Genomic DNA, 16,417 nt, shown 5'->3' on the forward strand with positions numbered 1-16,417 from the left:
TTTTCTCCCTCACATTTTTCTGTTGTTAATTTGCTGTTAATTGATGTTGCGCTGTGTAAATATGTGCGGCATTAGAGCATCAGCTTAAAACAACCGATTAAAATGGATGTGAACCGGGACGGAGGCAACACAGTGAGCGCACAGGTGCTAGTTATGCAGGAGAAGTTTGTGGAAAAAGTCTGGCTGAAACGTTATCCGGAAGGGGTCCCCGCCGAGATCAATCCAGACCAATACAGCTCCCTGGTCGAGATGTTCGAATCCTCGGTAACCCAGTTTGCCGATCAGCCCGCCTTCGTCAACATGGGCCAAACCATCACCTACCGCCGGCTGGAAGAGCAGTCCCGCGCCTTTGCTGCCTACCTGCAAAACGAGCTGAAGCTGGAGAAAGGGGATCGGGTTGCGGTGATGATGCCTAACCTGCTGCAATACCCCATCGCCGTGTTCGGCATCCTGCGCGCCGGCATGATCGTGGTCAACGTCAACCCGCTCTATACCCCGCGCGAGCTGGAGCATCAGCTCAAAGATTCGGGTGCCAAGGCCATCGTCATCGTCTCCAACTTCGCCCATACCCTGGAAAAGGTGGTCTACGACACCCCGATCAAGCACGTTATTCTGACCCGGATGGGGGATAACCTGGGGCTGGCCAAGGGCACCCTGGTCAACTTCGTGGTCAAGTACGTCAAGAAGTTGGTGCCGAAATACAATCTGCCCCACGCCACCACCATGCGTCAGGCCCTCTCCAAGGGGCGTTTCCTGCAGTACATCAAACCGGAGATCACCAACGACGATCTCGCCTTCCTGCAGTACACCGGTGGCACCACCGGCCTCTCCAAAGGGGCCATGCTGACCCATCGCAACATGATTGCCAACGTCGAGCAGTGTCTCGGCGTCTACGGCCCCATGCTGGAGCGCGGCAAGGAGTTCGTGGTCACCGCATTGCCCCTCTATCACGTCTTTGCCCTGACCGTGAACTGCCTGCTCTTTATGCGTATCGGCGGTTACAACCTGCTGATCAGCAACCCGCGCGACATCCCAGGCTTTGTCAAAGAGATCAAGAAGTACCCCTTCACCTGCATTACCGGGGTCAACACCCTGTTCAATGCGCTGGTCAACAACGAAGAGTTTCAGGGGATCGCCTTTGACAAGCTCAAGCTCACCATCGGCGGCGGCATGGCAGTGCAGCGCGCGGTTGCGGAGAAGTGGAAGACACTGACCGACACTCCGCTGCTGGAAGGCTATGGTCTGACCGAGTGCTCACCACTGGTGAGCGTCTGCCCCTACGATCTGACCGATTACAACGGCTCCATCGGTCTGCCGGTCTGCTCTACCGAGATCCGGCTGGTGGATGACAACGGTCAGGTGATCCACGCCCTCGGCACTCCGGGCGAGATGCAGGTGCGCGGCCCGCAGGTGATGGTGGGCTACTGGCAGCGTCCCGAGGCGACCGCCGAAGTGATGCAGGATGGCTGGCTCTGTACCGGTGATATCGCCGTGTGCGACGAGCAGGGCTTCTTCAAGATCGTTGACCGCAAGAAGGACATGATCCTGGTCTCCGGTTTCAACGTCTATCCGAACGAGATCGAAGATGTCGTTGCCCTGCACCCGAAAGTGTTGGAAGTGGCCGCTGTCGGTGTGCCACACAAGGTCTCCGGCGAGTTGGTGAAGATCTTTGTGGTCAAGAAAGATGCAAAATTGCAGGAGGACGAGATTATTGCCCACTGCCGCAAACATCTGACTGCCTATAAGGTGCCGAAACTGGTAGAATTTCGTGACGAACTTCCCAAGACCAATGTGGGCAAGATCCTGCGCCGCGTACTGCGCGACGAGGAGATTGCCAAGCAATAACCGGACTGAAGCTGCAGAACCCTCTGCAAACCAGCACCGTCGTTATGCAGAACCGTGGGTCATCCCACGGTTTTTTCTTTTTGGCCCTGATCAACCGCGCAGGCACAGATGCACTATCAACTTATCACTCAGCAAGCCGAACTTGAGCAGTATCTCGCTTCTCTGGCCGACGTTCCCCTGGCTATCGATACTGAATTCGTTCGCACCCGTACCTACTACCCCCAGCTTGGCCTGTTCCAGATCTATGACGGCGAGCATCTGGCACTGCTGGATCCGCTGACGCTGGATCTCTCCGCCCTCTGGCAGCGACTGGGCAGGGAAGGGCAGATCTCCATCCTGCACGCCTCTGGCGAAGATCTGGAGCTTATCCAGCATCAGGCGGGCCACCTGCCCAACCAGATGCACGACACCCAGCTGGCAACCGCCTTTCTCGGTTACGGCGTCTCGGTCGGCTTTGGTGCGCTGGTGAACGAATTCCTTGGGGTCGAGCTGGAAAAAGATCAAGCGCGCACCGATTGGCTGGCCCGCCCGCTTACGCCACGTCAGCTTGAATACGCGGCAGCGGATGTCTTCTACCTGATGCCGCTCTACGAGAAGGTGATGGCCAAACTGCGGGAAAGCGGCAAGTTTGCCTGGTTCGAGCAGGAGTGCCAAAACCACTCCGCCCGCAAGACCCAGGGTAGCGATCCCCGTCAGGCTTATCTTGACATCGTCAACGCCTGGCAATTGGGTCGCCGCGAGCTCGCCATTCTGCGCGAGCTGGCCGCCTGGCGCCAGCAAGAGGCGGTGCGCCGCGATCTGGCCCTCAACTTCGTGGTCAAAGAGCTGCACCTGTTCAAGGTGGCGGAGCGTCGTCCTGCCTCCCTGCGGGATCTCAACGAGCTCGGCCTCTCGCCCATCGAGATCAAGATCCACGGCAAGCGGATGCTCGATATCGTCGCCAAGGCGCAGCAGAGCGATCCTGACAGCTGGCCCGAGCCCATTCGCCGGCTGGTGGACTTCCCCCAGTACAAGGCCGAGCTCAAGCGCATCAAGGCTATGGTGGAAGAGAAGGCCAAAGCGAGCAATATTCCGCCCGAGCTGATTGCCAGCAAGAAGATCATTCACCAGTACTTCACCTGGAGCTGGCGGATGAACGACGAAGAGCGGGCCCGTAGCGATAAACCGATGCTGCTGCAAGGGTGGCGTCATGAGCTGGTCGGTCACCTGCTGGCACAATAAGCCACCAGACGGTTGCACCTATAAATAAATCCTCACCCCAGGGTGGGGATTTTAATTGGGCGAAAGAGACAAACAGGCATGCTGAACTGGAGAACGCAGAGGGGACATGGCTGGCCGGATGGCAGGAGTCGAGAATGAAAAAGAGAGCAGAGAAGAAAAGGCAGCGGCTAATACCGCTGCCTTTTTTGATCACCAGATAGGCTGGGTCAGGTAGGGGTTGCTCACCTTCTCGCGGCCGAAGGTGGAGCTGGGGCCGTGGCCCGGGATAAAGACGATCTCGTCACCCAGCGGCAGCAGGGTCTCGGTGATCGACTTGATCAGCGTCCCATGATCGCCACGGGGGAAGTCGGTGCGGCCGATGCTGCCGGCAAACAGCACGTCGCCAACCCAGGCGAGTTTTTCGGCCTGGTTCAGCAGCACGATATGGCCCGGGGTGTGGCCGGGGCAGAAGTAGACATCCAGCTCGCACTGGCCAAGCTGCACCTTGTCACCCTGCTCAAGCCAGCGATCCGGCGTGAACGCGGGGGTATGGGCGAAGCCGAACATCTGGCTCTGCTGGGGCAGCATGTCGAGCCAGAAGGCGTCCTCCTTGTGGGGACCGGTAATGGCGACGCCGGTCTTTTCCCGCAGCTCGGCGGCGGCACCCACATGATCCAGATGACCGTGGGTCAGCAGTATGTGGGTCAGGGTCAGGCCGCGCTTGGCGATGGCGGCCAGCAGTTTGTCCGCTTCGCCGCCCGGATCGATCAGGGCCGCCTGATGGGTCTCGTCACACCAGATGAGGGAGCAGTTCTGGGCGAACTGGGTGACCGGGATCACCTCGAATTTCAACATAGAGTTCCTCTCTTGGGATGGGTCAGCCGCGCAGTGCGCTGGCATGCTGCTCGGCGAAATAGTCGAGGCAGGCCTGCTTGTCACCGCGAAACACGATGCGCTCCTGCTTGTTGCCAAGCTGGTAGAGATACATGGGATCGTAGTAGCGGGTCAGCAGCAAGGTGATCCAGGCCAGATGCAGCCCGGTATCGCCGCTCTTTTCCTGCTCGGTGAGGGCGGTCTGCATCAGGGTATCCAGCTCGCGGTGGGCCAGATCGCCGAGGCGGCGCTTGAGGCGGGCCAACGCATCGGTGAGGTAGGCGGCAAACAGCGGCCAACCGGCTTCCTGGCCATACATGGCTTGATAGCGCAGCCAGAGATCGTGCACGTAATCTTCGCGGATCTGCTCGGCGCGATCGATCTGCGGTACATCCACCACCACCAGCGGTGCCTGACTCATGGCCTCATGGAGGGAGAGGGGCAGGCAGCAGCGGCCAATCAGGCGGCTCTCGTCCTCGACTACGAAGGCATGCTCGCCCTGATGGCGGCGCTTGAGCAGTTCGATGGCCATGTTGTTTTCAAAGTTGATGTTGCTGGGCTGGCCGCCGGGCAGCTGACCAAACGACGAGCCCCTGTGATGGGCGTGTCCTTCCAGATCGAGCGCCTGGGCCACATGGTCCAGCATATGGGTCTTGCCGGAGCCGGTCATGCCGGTCAGCACAGTCCAGCGACACTCGGCAGAGGCCTTGTCCTGGGTGTCGATCAGGAAGCGGCGCAGCTCCTTGTAGCCACCGGCGACGCGGGGGCGAATCACCCCCGCTTCAGCCAGCCACTGTTGTACAGTTTGCGAGCGCAGGCCGCCGCGAAAGCAGTAGAGCAGGGCATCGGGCTGCTTGCGCAACTGCGCCAGCCAGCCTTCGAGTCGTTCGGCACGCACTGCTCCCCCCACCAGCTTGTGTCCAAGCTCAATGGCGGCGGCCTGACCCTGCTTCTTGAAGCAGGTCCCCACCTGGGCACGCTCATCGTCTGTCATCAAGGGCAGATTGGTCGAGCAGGGGAAGGCCCCCTCCTTGAACTCGATGGGGGCGCGCACATCAATCAACGGCACATCGTCCAAAAAGAGTTGGGCGTAGTCCGTGGCCAGTGGCAATTCACTCATTGGACAATCTCGATAAAGCGGGAGCCCTCAAGGGGCTTGATCTGGCCGATGGGTGAGAGTGCAAGGCCAGCTTCGCGCGCGATGGCGAGCAGCTCGGCTTCGCTCTCTTTCCCCACGGCGACCAGCAGGCCGCCACTGGTTTGCGGGTCGCACATGATGTTGCGGGTGCGATCGTCCATGGCATCGAGCTTGTGGCCGTAGGAGTCGTGATTACGCAGGGTACCGCCCGGGACGCAGCCCTCGGCGAGGTAGTAATCCACCTCATCAAGCAGCGGCAGCGCCTTGAAGTCGAGGCGGGCGCTGACATTGGAGCCTTCGCAGATCTCCAGCAGATGGCCCGCCAGACCAAAGCCGGTGACGTCGGTCATGGCGTGGACACCCGGCAGCTCGGCAAAGCGCTGGCCGATCTTGTTGAGGGTGCACATGGCATTGGGGGCCAGTTGCTCGTGTTCGGGTTTCAGCTTGCCCTTCTTCTGGGCGGTGGTGAGGATGCCGATACCGAGGGGCTTGGTCAGATAGAGGGTGTCACCCACCTTGGCGGTGTCGTTCTGCTTGATGGCATTCAGAGGCACGATACCGGTGACCGCGAGGCCGAAGATGGGCTCGGGGGCATCGATACTGTGACCACCGGCCAGCGAAATGCCCGCTTCATGGCACACCTGACGGCCGCCATCGATCACCTGCTGGGCTACTTCCGGCGCCAAGGTATTGATGGGCCAGCCGAGGATGGCGATGGCAACGATAGGCTTGCCGCCCATGGCGTAGATATCGCTGATGGCGTTGGTGGCGGCGATGCGGCCAAAGGTGAAGGGGTCATCGACGATGGGCATGAAGAAGTCGGTGGTGGAGACAATGCCCTGACCGTTGCCGATATCGACCACGGCCGCGTCATCCTTGCTGCTGTTGCCAACGATCAGGGTCGGGTCGTTGAAGCCTGGGATCTGGCTCTTGAGAATGGTGTCGAGTACCTTGGGAGAAATTTTGCAGCCGCAGCCAGCGCCGTGGCTGTATTGGGTCAGACGAATGGAAGACATACTTACCCCTTTTATTTGCAAACAGAGCAGAGGCTCTGTGGAGCCGTCTTGGTCAATGGGCGGTCTTGTAGAGAGAATGACAAGAAGCCGCAAATATGGGTGGCCTCGGTGCCAACAGGGGCAGCGATGACTGGCAGTTATGAAGGACCGCCAGGCCGGACGGGGAAGAAAAGGGCGACAAGGTGCGCCAGCGCAGCCCCGCCAAGGGCCACAGGACGGGGCATTATGCCACATTTGCCCCTTGGGGTTCGAACAGGAATTCACATAAACAGCAGGGAATTGCCCGCACTTGCCTGTCATCGCTCTGGATCCGGCGCTGGCTGATTGATTGCAGTACAGATGCAGCAAAGAGGACGTCAAAGAGATCCACAGCACGCAACAGCCGATCGACAACAGGAGAGCTTAGTGACCACAACATTTTTGGTTAACCACCCCATCACCACGGCACAGCTTGCGGAGTTGTTGGCGCAAACCTCGCTCGGGGCGAGACGGCCGCTGGACCATCCGGCCATCCTGCAGGGCATGCTGGATAACGCCAATTTGCTGATCACCGCCTGGCAGAGCGAGACCTTGGTCGGTGTGGCCCGCTCGGTGACCGATTTTCATTTTTGTTGCTACCTCTCGGATCTGGCGGTGGCCGAGTCGGTGCAGGGGCTGGGGATTGGCAAAGCCCTTATTCGCGAGACGTTTTTACAATTGCAGCCCGGCTGCAAGCTGATCCTGCTGGCCGCGCCGCAGGCGGTGGCGTACTACCCCAAGCTTGGATTTAGCCAGCACCCGAGCGCCTGGGTGATGAGCAATCTGGATGAACTGGTACTGGATGAGTTGGCATAAGCCCGTCAACTCATCCAGACAGGGCGAGATTAGCTTATCCGGCTTGCTCCAGCGCCGGTTGCCGTGACTTGCCCCAGCGGCGCAGGCGCCGTTGCAGTGGCCGCTCCAGCAGGTTGTAGCTCAACGCCGAGAGCCCGATCAGCACCACCAGCATCAGCAAGGTTGCCACTACCCCCAGCAGCGGGTTGGTCTGGCCATACCACCATTCGGTGATCCCCGGCGCCAGATAGTGGATCAGCTCGCAGCCAGTGAGCAGCACCAGCGCATGGAGCAGGTAGATGGAGTAGGAGAGATCTCCCAGCCAGTTGGTGAAGCGGTTATCCAAAAGGCGCAGCAGCGGACTCCGGCGCTCCCCCTGAGCGGCGGCAATCCAGATCAGCAGCACGTAGGAGCCGATCAGCAGCAGTGTCAGCTGCGGCGTCATGGTGAACTGCATCAGCGCGAAGGGCAGCACAAAGGCTACCAGCAGCGGCAGATCATGCTTCATCATGGGCAAGCCTTGCGCGGCCTTGACCCTTGGCAGCAGCCAGAGGCCGAGCACAAATTCACTCACCCCGCGTCCCACCGCCAGCGCCCCGCTGGTGACATCCAAGGTGCCGCGACTGTGTACGATAAAGGCCAGCACCGTCAGCGCCAGCAGGGGGGCGAGATGGCTCCAGCGACTGCGGGTCACCGCCAGCGGGATAAGCAGCGGGAACAATAGGTAGCTGATCCACTCTACGCTGAGCGACCAGGCGGCGAAGTTCCAGGTCAGCCCGTGATCGGTCACCACCTGCAGCAGCAGGAAGGCGCTTGGCAGCGCCTCGGCCGGGGTGAAGGGTGAACCGAAGGGCGGCATCCCTTCCCACTCCCACATCTTGAACAGGGGGCCAGCATAGAAGCCCACCCCGTGCTGTGCCTTGTAAAGCTCCCAGCCAACCAGCAATAGCAGGGTCACCATATAGAGGGGGTATACGCGGGTCAGCCGCAGCCAGAGAAAGCGGCCATAACCGATAGTGCGGGGCGTGCGGGTGAAAGCCTCGCCATAGACATGGGCCAGCACCACGCCGCTCAAAATAAAGAACAGGTCGACCCAGAGGTAGCCGTTCTCGATGAGTTGGGTGTGGCCTGCGATCGGCTCCATCCACTGGGGAAAGAGCAATAATCGGGCATGGAACAGCACCACCATCAGGGCAGCGATGCCCCGCAGCGGCGTTAACAGCGGCAATGATTGATTCATATCGGGATCCCTTGTGATGTTCAGCTTGGCCTGACATCTATTTTGTTGTTGTGCCGCCCATCAATCCTGACGGGACGGTTGCCCCGGCTCGGCTGCCGCAGGCGGGATCACACTACGGAAAAGAGAGTCATACGGATGTGATTTAAATCATAAATGTGCAGTTATTGTGCAAAGTAATTTAAACAGAGAAGAAGTGGGGCGCTGGCAGTAAAAGAGGAGGAGAAGGAACGCGAATAAAGCAGAGAGGGTGGTCATCGGGGCGAGCGTCAGGCTCAGGTTTATACGGCGCGATGCAAAACAATCAGGCCCGCAAGGGGCCTGATTGATCACAAGGGAATATGACGACCGATCAGCGGGCGCGCACCACCAGACCCTTGAGGTAGAAGCCTTCCGGATAGGCGGTACCGATGGGGTGATCGGAAGCCTGGGAGAGCAGCTCCAGGATCTGGGCATCGCGACCTGCATCGAGTGCCGCATCGGCGACGATCTTCTGGAACAGGCTCTGCTCCATCAGGCCGGAGCAGGAGTAGGTCAAGAGCACGCCACCCGGTGCCAGCAGCTGGAACGCCAACATGTTGATGTCCTTGTAGCCACGGCAGGCGCCAAGCAGCTGGGCCTTGCTCTCGGCAAACTTGGGCGGATCCAGCACGATGACATCGAACTTCTCGCCCTTCTCACGATATTCCCGCAGCAGCTTGAAGACGTCGTGACGGACAAACTGGGTGTTGCTGGTATCCAGCCCGTTCAGCTCGGCATTCTGGCGGGCGATATCCAGCGCATTCTGGGAGAGATCGACGTTGACCACTTCCTTGGCGCCGCCCTTGAGGGCATAAACGCCAAACCCACCGGTGTAGCAGAAGCAGTTGAGCACCCGCTTGCCTTCGGTATACTTGGCAGCAGCCTGACGGTTATCCCGCTGATCCAGATAGAAGCCGGTTTTATGGCCGTTACGAATATCCACTAGGATCTTGACGCCACCGTTCTCCTCGATGACCACCGGCTCATTCGGGGTCTCGCCATAGATAACGCCGGTGCGCTCTTTCAGCCCTTCCTTCTTGCGCACTGCCACGTCGGAGCGCTCATAGATGCTGCACTCTGGGTAGAGGGTACGCAGTGCCTGCGTTATCAGCTCACGCTGGAACTCGGCACCGGCAGAGAGGATCTGGCACACCAGAAAATCGGCATAACGGTCGATGGTCAGACCCGGCAGGCCGTCGGATTCGGCGGCGCAGAGGCGATAACCGGTGAGACCCTGACGCTTGATCAGCGGATCGCGAGACTCCTGCGCATATTTGAGACGACGGATAAAGAAGTCGAGATCGACGGTCTCATCCTTGTCGAAGGTCCAGACTCGAGCACGGATCTGGGAACTGCCTGACCAGGCGCCACGGGCGAGCCACTTGCCATCGTTGGCATAGATCTCGACGGTATCGCCGTCAATGGGGTTGCCCTGAACCCGCTCAATCCCCTTGGAGAAGATCCAGGGGTGGCGACGCAGCAGGGATTTTTCGCGGCCTTTGACGAGATAGATGGAAGCGCTCATGGATGTTTGCCGATGGTAGAAAGAAAAGGGCCACATTCTATGTGGCCCGCAGGTAAAACTCAAACAACCCTGTGTAATGGATGGGGTTGCCCTGATCTGACACCTCATATGGTCAGAGCTTAATCCCCTTGAGCGCCTGGGTCAGCTCGCTGGCGGTGGCTTTCAGCCCCTGCGTACCGGCTACCGAGGCGCTGGCGGATTCTTCCACCTGCGCCGCTTCATGGCGCACTTGATCCAGATTGTGGGTGATCTCGGTGGCGACCGAGCTCTGCTCTTCGCTGGAGGTGGCGATCTGGGTACTCATCTCCAGTACCGCATCGCTGTGGTTGCTGAGCTTTTCGATATCGAGCCCCACCTCGCTGATGAGCTGCTGGCTGCTGGCGGCACGCCCCACGGTTTTCTCCATGATCTCGTTCAGCGCGCCGGTACCGGTCTGCAGCTCTTCGATCATCTGCTGGATCTCCACCGTCGCCTGCTGGGTACGGCTGGCGAGAGTACGCACTTCATCCGCTACCACCGCAAAGCCGCGACCCTGCTCACCGGCACGGGCCGCTTCGATGGCGGCGTTGAGGGCCAACAAGTTGGTCTGCTGGGAGATGGCGTTGATGACGTTGACCACCTCGTTGATCCGGTTGGCGTTGTGGGTGAGCCGCTCGACCGCGCCGGAGGCGTTGCCAATCTCGTCGGCCAGAGTACGGATCGCTTCGATGGTGCGGGCCACCCGGTTGGCGCCATTGGCCGCCTCTTGGCTCGACTGGCGGGTCTGCTGCAGGGTGTCGTTGGCATTGCGCGCCACTTCGCGGATCGCTGCCGACATCTGCTCCATGGCAGTGGCCAGTGAATCCATGTGCTGGCGCTGTGAACGCGCCATGGTCTCGCCTTCGCGGGCATGGTCACGAAACTCGTCGGCGGCCATGGTCAGCGCTTCGGCAGACTCCTCCACCAGTTTGACGATCTGGTGCTGGCGGTCGGTAAATCGGTCGATGCTGCCCGCCAGGGTGGAGAACTCGTCCCGCACCGGGAAGAAGTTGAGTCGGAAGGTGAGATCCCCGTCCGCCACGGTTTGCAGCGCCTTGTTGGTGGAGTAGAGCGCACCGGAGACAAAGGTCATCATGTAGTGGATCACCAGTGCCATCAGGGCGGCCAGCGCGCCGATCAGGAGCAGGGTCGAGCCCTGACCTTCCCACATGGAGAGGTTGCCGGTGTCGAGATCACCGGTGACGTAGCCTACCTGACCTGCTGGCGCGGTAAAGAGGTAGTGACCTCCTTGCTGCTGCAACCCGCTGCTGCCTTGCCGGGTCAGACGCAGATCAGCAGGCAACACCAGAGTTGGCTGCTGGCTGACCAGCTGCGCCGTGGTTTCGACCCGTTGCTGCAACTGTGCTACCCGCAGGGAGACCTCCTGCTGATGGCTGGCCGCCAGCATGTACCAGCTGAGGAAGGCGATGATGAATAGAGGTAACCAGAACGCGATATGGAATTTTTCACTGATGGTGAGGTGAATGAGATAGCGGTCAACCCACCGAAATTTAACTTCTTTCATAATGGAGCTGCATCCTGCAGAGATAGAGTGTCGGCACATTATCGTCTCGGGAAATTTTTTCTTAAGCGGAAGGTGTGAGAAATGGGAGAGCAATCGTTTGTCATTCGGGTGTGGGGGCAGGTGCAGGGGGTGGGATTTCGCTATTTCACCCGCGAGCGGGCGCTGCAACTGGGTTTGCGGGGCCATGCCTACAACCTGGAGGATGGCTCTGTGGAGATCCTCATCAGCGGCTCCGCGCAGGGGGTGCAGATGATGCTGGGGTGGCTGGAGCATGGCCCGCGCACCGCCAGAGTGACCCGGATGGAGTATGAGGAGGCGCTGCCGCCCACCGGCCAAGGCTTTCATACCAACTGAGGTTTTAGGGGCAAGACAACTATATTTTTTTCCTTAATTCACAGCATCACGTTTAGTGAGGTATCCTGATTTTCACAGACAGTCCCGATTGTTACTATGAGACAATCGGGGGTATTTAATGAAATCGAGAGAACACTATTCACCAGAGTTTCGGGCAGAGGCGGTTCGACTGCTGTTGGAGCAAGGCCTTGGCCAAGCTGAAGCCGCCAGAAGGTTGGGTATAGCCAAAGGCACACTGAGCAACTGGGTGGTCGCAGCCAAAGGAGGAAAGGATACATCGGCCATTCCCGGAGCGCGTTCTGTCGCCGAGCTGGAGGTGAAGTGGCCCGGCTACGCAAAGCTCTCGCACAAGCCAACATGGAGCGCGACATCATAAAAAAGGCCGCCGCGTACTTTGCTCAGGAGTCACTGCCAAGTACGCGTGGATAGCCAACCAGCAGGATCTCTATCCCATTTCCGTTATCTGTCGTGTGCTGGAGGTCTCTCGTGCGGGCTTCTACCACTGGCGCCAGCGTCCACTGTCACAGCGCCAACAAGAAGATGAACGACTCAACCTCGCCATTCGGGCTGCTCACAGCAAGACGCGCCAGACCTATGGCGCAGCGCGTTTACAAGCTGAGTTGGCCGCCGAAGGATTTTACGCCGGACGGGACCGAATTGGGCGATTGCGCCGTGAAATGGGGTTGTCTTGCAAACAAAAGTGCAAATTCAAGGCGACAACCCATTCTGCTCATTCCCTGCCTGTGGCGGAGAATCGCCTTGGTCAGGTCTTTACGCCGACGAAGCCCAACGAAGTCTGGACCGGTGATATCACCTATATCGCCACCGACGAAGGCTGGCTTTATCTGGCTGGTCTCAAGGATGTGTTTACCTGTGAGATAGTGGGTTATGCGATGGGAGAGCGAATGACCACCAGGTTGGTCAGTCAGGCGCTGTTTCGGGCTGTGCAGCAGAAGAGGCCACCAGTTGGGCTTATTCATCACACAGACCGGGGCAGTCAGTACTGTGCCAAGGCTTACCGGGCTCTCCAGGTACAATTTGGCATGCAGACCTCCATGTCACGCAAGGGGAACTGCTTCGACAATGCCCCGATAGAAAGCTTCTGGGGGTCTCTTAAAAATGAACTGGTTCACCACCATAGATTCAAGACGAGAGCGGAGGCCAAGGCAGCGATTCAGGAATACATAGAGATTTTTTACAACCGCCAACGTCGGCATTCACGACTTGGCAATGTCAGCCCGGCGGAGTTTAACAAGAGGTATTGGAGAACAGCTCAGGCTGCTTGATCTGGGACTGTCCGATCTTGTCAGGACACCTCAGGGTTCTCCATTTATTGGGGGAAAAGGTGTAAACCATATTCAGAACGGGACACGAGAAATAAAAAAGCCACACCGGTTGGTGTGGCTTTTGTTTAGGGGGTCAACCCGGGTTGCTTAGGGGCGACCGGCCGGGCAGGTGGCCACGTTGACGGCGGCAGTGCTGCCACCGTGACGACCTGAGGTGCTCACCTCGTTGCGTACCAGCGGCGGGTAGTTAACCGGCTCGCGGGCAGGCAGGGCAGGGGCCTCGGCAGGAGTTGCCATCGGGGCGGATGCCTTGCGGGCACGAGCAAGCAAGCCAGCGGAGCGTGCTACCTGTTTGGTGACGACCGGAGTCTCTTCCGCAACAACGGCAGCGACAGGTGCCGGGGTTTCGACAACAGCAGCTGGCATCTCGACTGCAGCGGCGACCGGTGCAGCTTCTACGACAGGCGCGGTAACAACAGGGGCTTCAACAACCGGTACAGTTTCAACCACTGTGTCGGGAGCCACGTCGGCAACCGGAGCAGCGACAACAGCTACTTCTGGCTCTGCTGCAACCACTACCTCAGCAACGGTTTCAACAACCGGGCTTACGGCAACATCGGCTTGAGTTGCTTCAACCTGGGCAGTGGCCTGCTCGGCAGCTTCTTCAGCGATGGCCTCGGCAACCACGTGCTCGGTCAGTGCTGCAGAGGCCTGCAGGGCTGCGGCAATGGCTTCAGCGCTCGGGATGGTGACAACAGGTGCTACCGGCTCTTCAACCTGTGCTTTGGCAATATCTGCCTGGGCTGCGGTGGTCAGCGTGGTGGTATCTTGCTGTTCTTCGTCACGCTGGCTGCGGGCATCTTCGTTGATGCGCTTGCGGCGCTGACCTTCGATGCGCTGGCTGCGCGGAGTGCGGCGTGAACGGCGCTGGCCTTCACTCTGCTCTTCCTGCTCGTTACCCACGGTGGCATCGATCACTTCAGCTTGCGCTGGTACTTCGTCAACCGGCAGGGCAGGGGTGTCAGCAGCGGCGACATCGACGCGGATCTGCTTGCGCAGTTGGCGACGTTCGCGGCGCTCGGCCACTTTCTGCTCTTTCTCCTGACGTGGCTGGACGGCAGTTGCATCAACGGCATCTACCGCTTCAACAACGACTTCGGCGCGCGGCTCACGGGGAGCACGAGGTTCACGGGCTGGACGTGGCGCACGTTCCTGGCGCGGCTCGCGAGGTTCGCGCTCCTGACGGGGTTCACGTTCCATGCGCTGTTCGCTACGCACCTCACCACGGGCTTCACGCTCCTGACGAGGCTCGCGCTCTTTGCGGGGACGGCGATTGCGGTTTTCACCGGCTTCGCGGTTGCCACCTTCACGCTTCTCGCCAGCTTCCGCATTGTTGCGGTTGCCACGATTGTCATCACGACGAGGACGCTGACCACGGCCACGGCCTTCTTCGCGCTGGTGACGTTGACCTTCATCCTTGCGTACTTCACGAGCTGCTGGTTTCTCGGCGGGCGCTTTCACGTCGGCAGGGGCTGCATCGCTGCTGAACAGGCCGGTAATGCCTTTGATCAGCTTGCTGAAGAAGCCGGCTTCGGCAGGGGCCGCAGCAACGGGAGCCGCCGGCTGTTGCGGCGCCACAGGGGCCGGTTGTGCCGGTTGGGCAAAGCCTTGCAGCAGCGGTTGCTCACGCTCGATCACCTGAGCTTGCTTCGGTTGGTAGACCGGCTTGGCAATCTCGGTTTTCAGTTCGTAGCTGGCCGCTTCCGGGATCTCGTTCTGACGAATGCGAGTCACTTCGTAGTGCGGGGTTTCCAGATGCTGGTTCGGAATGATGTAAACACGCACATCATTGCGCTGTTCCAGACTGGCGATGGCGGCACGCTTCTCGTTAAGCAGATAGGCGGCAACATCCACTGGCACCTGGCCATGAACCTGCTCGGTATTGTCCTTCATGGCCTCTTCTTCGATGAGACGCAGGATGGACAGGGCGAGAGATTCGTTGTCACGGATCACGCCCTGACCCTGGCAACGGGGGCAGATATGGCTGCTGGACTCGTTGAGGGAGGGGCGCAGACGCTGGCGAGACATCTCCAGCAGACCGAAACGGGAGATCCGGCCCAGCTGAATACGGGCCCTGTCCTGATGCACAGCTTCACGCAGACGGTTTTCCACTTCGCGCTGATGGCGAACCGGGGTCATGTCGATGAAGTCGATTACGATCAGGCCACCCAGGTCGCGCAGACGCAATTGACGGGCAATTTCGTCGGCCGCTTCCAGGTTGGTTTGCAGCGCAGTCTCTTCGATATCGCCGCCCTTGGTGGCGCGGGAGGAGTTGATATCGATGGAGGTCAGCGCTTCGGTCGGATCGATAACGATGCTGCCACCGGAAGGGAGGCGCACTTCACGCTGGAAGGCTGATTCGATCTGGCTCTCAATCTGGAAGTGGTTGAACAGGGCTACTTCACCCTTGTACAGCTTCACGCGGTTGAGGAAATCGGGACGTACCAGCTCGATATGGGCCTTGGCGCGTTCGAAAATCACCGGATTGTCGATCAAAATCTCGCCCACATCGCGACGCAGGTAGTCACGGATGGCACGCACGATGACGTTGCTTTCCTGGTGGATCAGCACCGGCGCAGCGCGCTCCTGAGAGGCCTTGTGGATGGAGTCCCAGTGGTTGAGCAGAACGTTCAAATCCCACTCCAGCTCTTCCGGAGACTTGCCCACACCGGCGGTACGTACGATCAGGCCCATGCCTTCCGGCACGGTCAATCCGCTCAGGGCTTCTTTCAGTTCAGTCCGCTCATCACCCTCGATGCGGCGGGAGATTCCACCGGCACGGGGGTTGTTGGGCATCAGTACCAGGTAGCTACCTGCCAGGCTGATAAAGGTGGTGAGGGCTGCACCCTTGGTGCCACGCTCTTCCTTGTCGATCTGGACGATAACTTCCTGACCTTCGCGGACCACTTCTTTGATGTTGGGACGACCCTGATAGGAGTAACCGGAGGGGAAGTAATTGCGGGCGATCTCCTTCAACGGCAGGAAACCGTGGCGCTCGGCGCCGTAGTCGACAAAAGCAGCTTCAAGGCTGGGTTCTACGCGGGTGATCTTACCCTTGTAAATGTTCGCTTTCTTCTGCTCGTGTCCCGGACTTTCAATATCCAAATCGTAGAGCTGTTGTCCGTCAACCAGCGCTACGCGCAACTCCTCTTCTTGAGTTGCGTTGATAAGCATTCTTTTCATTGAGTTCTCATTATTGTGTCATTTTGATTTCCTCCATCTGGGTCCTGCCAGCGCCGGCCTCGGGTCTTCAGCATACTGGGGCAACCTCCCGGTTGGGGTATGCATGAGGCGCAAACTAAGGGCGTTCTGGTCATCACTTCTCGAGAAGGAATGAATAAGGATGCCGAAATGGAGACAAATAAACGGTGATGTTTGTGTTCTCCATGCGTTGTACCTCGCACCCGGGAACCGTCATGTTCTTGTATACACGGTGTTTCGGGATTGGGTGGCATACTTTTTGGCCACTTAGTACAAGGCTTGAACACAATGACAAAACCTTGTTT

At 59.2% G+C, this 16,417-nt stretch carries 11 protein-coding genes and 1 pseudogene; 5 read left to right on the forward strand and 7 right to left on the reverse strand.

Translation table 11 applies throughout. The annotated features are described in order from the left end of the window. Window positions 1–168 precede the first annotated feature (168 nt). Together fadD and rnd are read left to right on the forward strand one after the other, a co-directional pair. Window positions 169–1,845 carry a long-chain-fatty-acid--CoA ligase FadD gene (gene fadD / locus ACTG2O_RS14640; protein ID WP_085942148.1) on the forward strand — a complete coding sequence of 559 codons (1,677 nt, stop codon included), beginning with the start codon at window positions 169–171 and terminating at the stop codon, window positions 1,843–1,845. 108 nt (window positions 1,846–1,953) lie between these two features. Beyond that, window positions 1,954–3,066 carry a ribonuclease D gene (gene rnd, locus ACTG2O_RS14645; protein WP_439976198.1) on the forward strand — a complete coding sequence of 371 codons (1,113 nt, stop codon included), beginning with the start codon at window positions 1,954–1,956 and terminating at the stop codon, window positions 3,064–3,066. Window positions 3,067–3,255: 189 nt separating this feature from the next. Here the strand turns inward: rnd and ACTG2O_RS14650 are convergent, their stop codons facing one another. The 3 genes from ACTG2O_RS14650 to selD are packed head-to-tail and all read right to left on the reverse strand — an operon-like array spanning window position 3,256 to window position 6,072. Next, complete coding sequence (locus ACTG2O_RS14650) at window positions 3,256–3,900, reverse strand: MBL fold metallo-hydrolase (RefSeq protein WP_158112562.1); 645 nt, start codon at window positions 3,898–3,900, stop codon at window positions 3,256–3,258. 22 nt (window positions 3,901–3,922) lie between these two features. Then, window positions 3,923–5,038, reverse strand: a complete 1,116-nt coding sequence (gene mnmH, locus ACTG2O_RS14655) for a tRNA 2-selenouridine(34) synthase MnmH (protein WP_257124906.1) — start codon at window positions 5,036–5,038, stop codon at window positions 3,923–3,925. Further along, entirely contained in the window at window positions 5,035–6,072 is a 1,038-nt protein-coding gene (gene selD, locus ACTG2O_RS14660) for a selenide, water dikinase SelD (protein ID WP_439976201.1), read from the reverse strand. The genes mnmH and selD overlap by 4 nt, the downstream gene beginning before the upstream one ends. Window positions 6,073–6,477: 405 nt before the next feature. Here selD and ACTG2O_RS14665 point away from each other — a divergent pair, with 405 nt between their 5' ends. Next, window positions 6,478–6,906 (forward strand): GNAT family N-acetyltransferase, encoded by a 429-nt coding sequence (locus ACTG2O_RS14665; protein ID WP_439976203.1) that lies wholly within the window; start codon window positions 6,478–6,480, stop codon window positions 6,904–6,906. A 34-nt stretch (window positions 6,907–6,940) separates the two neighbouring features. Here ACTG2O_RS14665 and ACTG2O_RS14670 read toward each other — a convergent pair whose 3' ends face one another. The 3 genes from ACTG2O_RS14670 to ACTG2O_RS14680 form a co-directional block, all read right to left on the reverse strand. Further along, window positions 6,941–8,125, reverse strand: a complete 1,185-nt coding sequence (locus ACTG2O_RS14670; protein WP_257124908.1) for an acyltransferase family protein — start codon at window positions 8,123–8,125, stop codon at window positions 6,941–6,943. A gap of 349 nt (window positions 8,126–8,474) precedes the next feature. Further along, the gene (locus ACTG2O_RS14675) at window positions 8,475–9,668 is read right to left on the reverse strand and encodes a class I SAM-dependent methyltransferase (protein WP_005336736.1); all 1,194 of its coding nucleotides are present in this window, start codon (window positions 9,666–9,668) and stop codon (window positions 8,475–8,477) included. 112 nt (window positions 9,669–9,780) lie between these two features. Next, window positions 9,781–11,211: a methyl-accepting chemotaxis protein gene (locus ACTG2O_RS14680; protein WP_439976205.1), complete on the reverse strand. Its 1,431-nt coding sequence runs from the start codon at window positions 11,209–11,211 to the stop codon at window positions 9,781–9,783. A gap of 81 nt (window positions 11,212–11,292) precedes the next feature. Here ACTG2O_RS14680 and ACTG2O_RS14685 point away from each other — a divergent pair, with 81 nt between their 5' ends. Together ACTG2O_RS14685 and ACTG2O_RS14690 are read left to right on the forward strand one after the other, a co-directional pair. Continuing rightward, window positions 11,293–11,565, forward strand: coding sequence for an acylphosphatase (locus ACTG2O_RS14685; protein ID WP_019446426.1), 273 nt, complete (start codon window positions 11,293–11,295; stop codon window positions 11,563–11,565). Window positions 11,566–11,683: 118 nt separating this feature from the next. Then, window positions 11,684–12,851: pseudogene (locus tag ACTG2O_RS14690) on the forward strand (IS3 family transposase). A 147-nt stretch (window positions 12,852–12,998) separates the two neighbouring features. Here ACTG2O_RS14690 and rne read toward each other — a convergent pair. Further along, on the reverse strand, window positions 12,999–16,094 hold the full coding sequence (gene rne / locus ACTG2O_RS14695) for a ribonuclease E (protein WP_026035073.1): 3,096 nt from the start codon (window positions 16,092–16,094) through the stop codon (window positions 12,999–13,001). Window positions 16,095–16,417: the final 323 nt, after the last annotated feature.

The sequence above is a fragment of the Aeromonas sp. 61P genome (assembly GCF_051919545.1).
Taxonomy (GTDB): Bacteria; Pseudomonadota; Gammaproteobacteria; order Enterobacterales; family Aeromonadaceae; genus Aeromonas; species Aeromonas veronii.

Coding starts and splice junctions, on each gene's coding strand:
- selD (WP_439976201.1), bottom strand. CDS start 6,072: ATGTCTTCCATTCGTCTGACCCAATACAGCCACGGCGCTGGCTGCGGC.
- ACTG2O_RS14670 (WP_257124908.1), bottom strand. CDS start 8,125: ATGAATCAATCATTGCCGCTGTTAACGCCGCTGCGGGGCATCGCTGCC.
- ACTG2O_RS14680 (WP_439976205.1), bottom strand. CDS start 11,211: ATGAAAGAAGTTAAATTTCGGTGGGTTGACCGCTATCTCATTCACCTC.
- ACTG2O_RS14675 (WP_005336736.1), bottom strand. CDS start 9,668: ATGAGCGCTTCCATCTATCTCGTCAAAGGCCGCGAAAAATCCCTGCTG.
- ACTG2O_RS14685 (WP_019446426.1), top strand. CDS start 11,293: ATGGGAGAGCAATCGTTTGTCATTCGGGTGTGGGGGCAGGTGCAGGGG.
- rne (WP_026035073.1), bottom strand. CDS start 16,094: ATGAAAAGAATGCTTATCAACGCAACTCAAGAAGAGGAGTTGCGCGTA.
- mnmH (WP_257124906.1), bottom strand. CDS start 5,038: ATGAGTGAATTGCCACTGGCCACGGACTACGCCCAACTCTTTTTGGAC.
- rnd (WP_439976198.1), top strand. CDS start 1,954: ATGCACTATCAACTTATCACTCAGCAAGCCGAACTTGAGCAGTATCTC.
- ACTG2O_RS14650 (WP_158112562.1), bottom strand. CDS start 3,900: ATGTTGAAATTCGAGGTGATCCCGGTCACCCAGTTCGCCCAGAACTGC.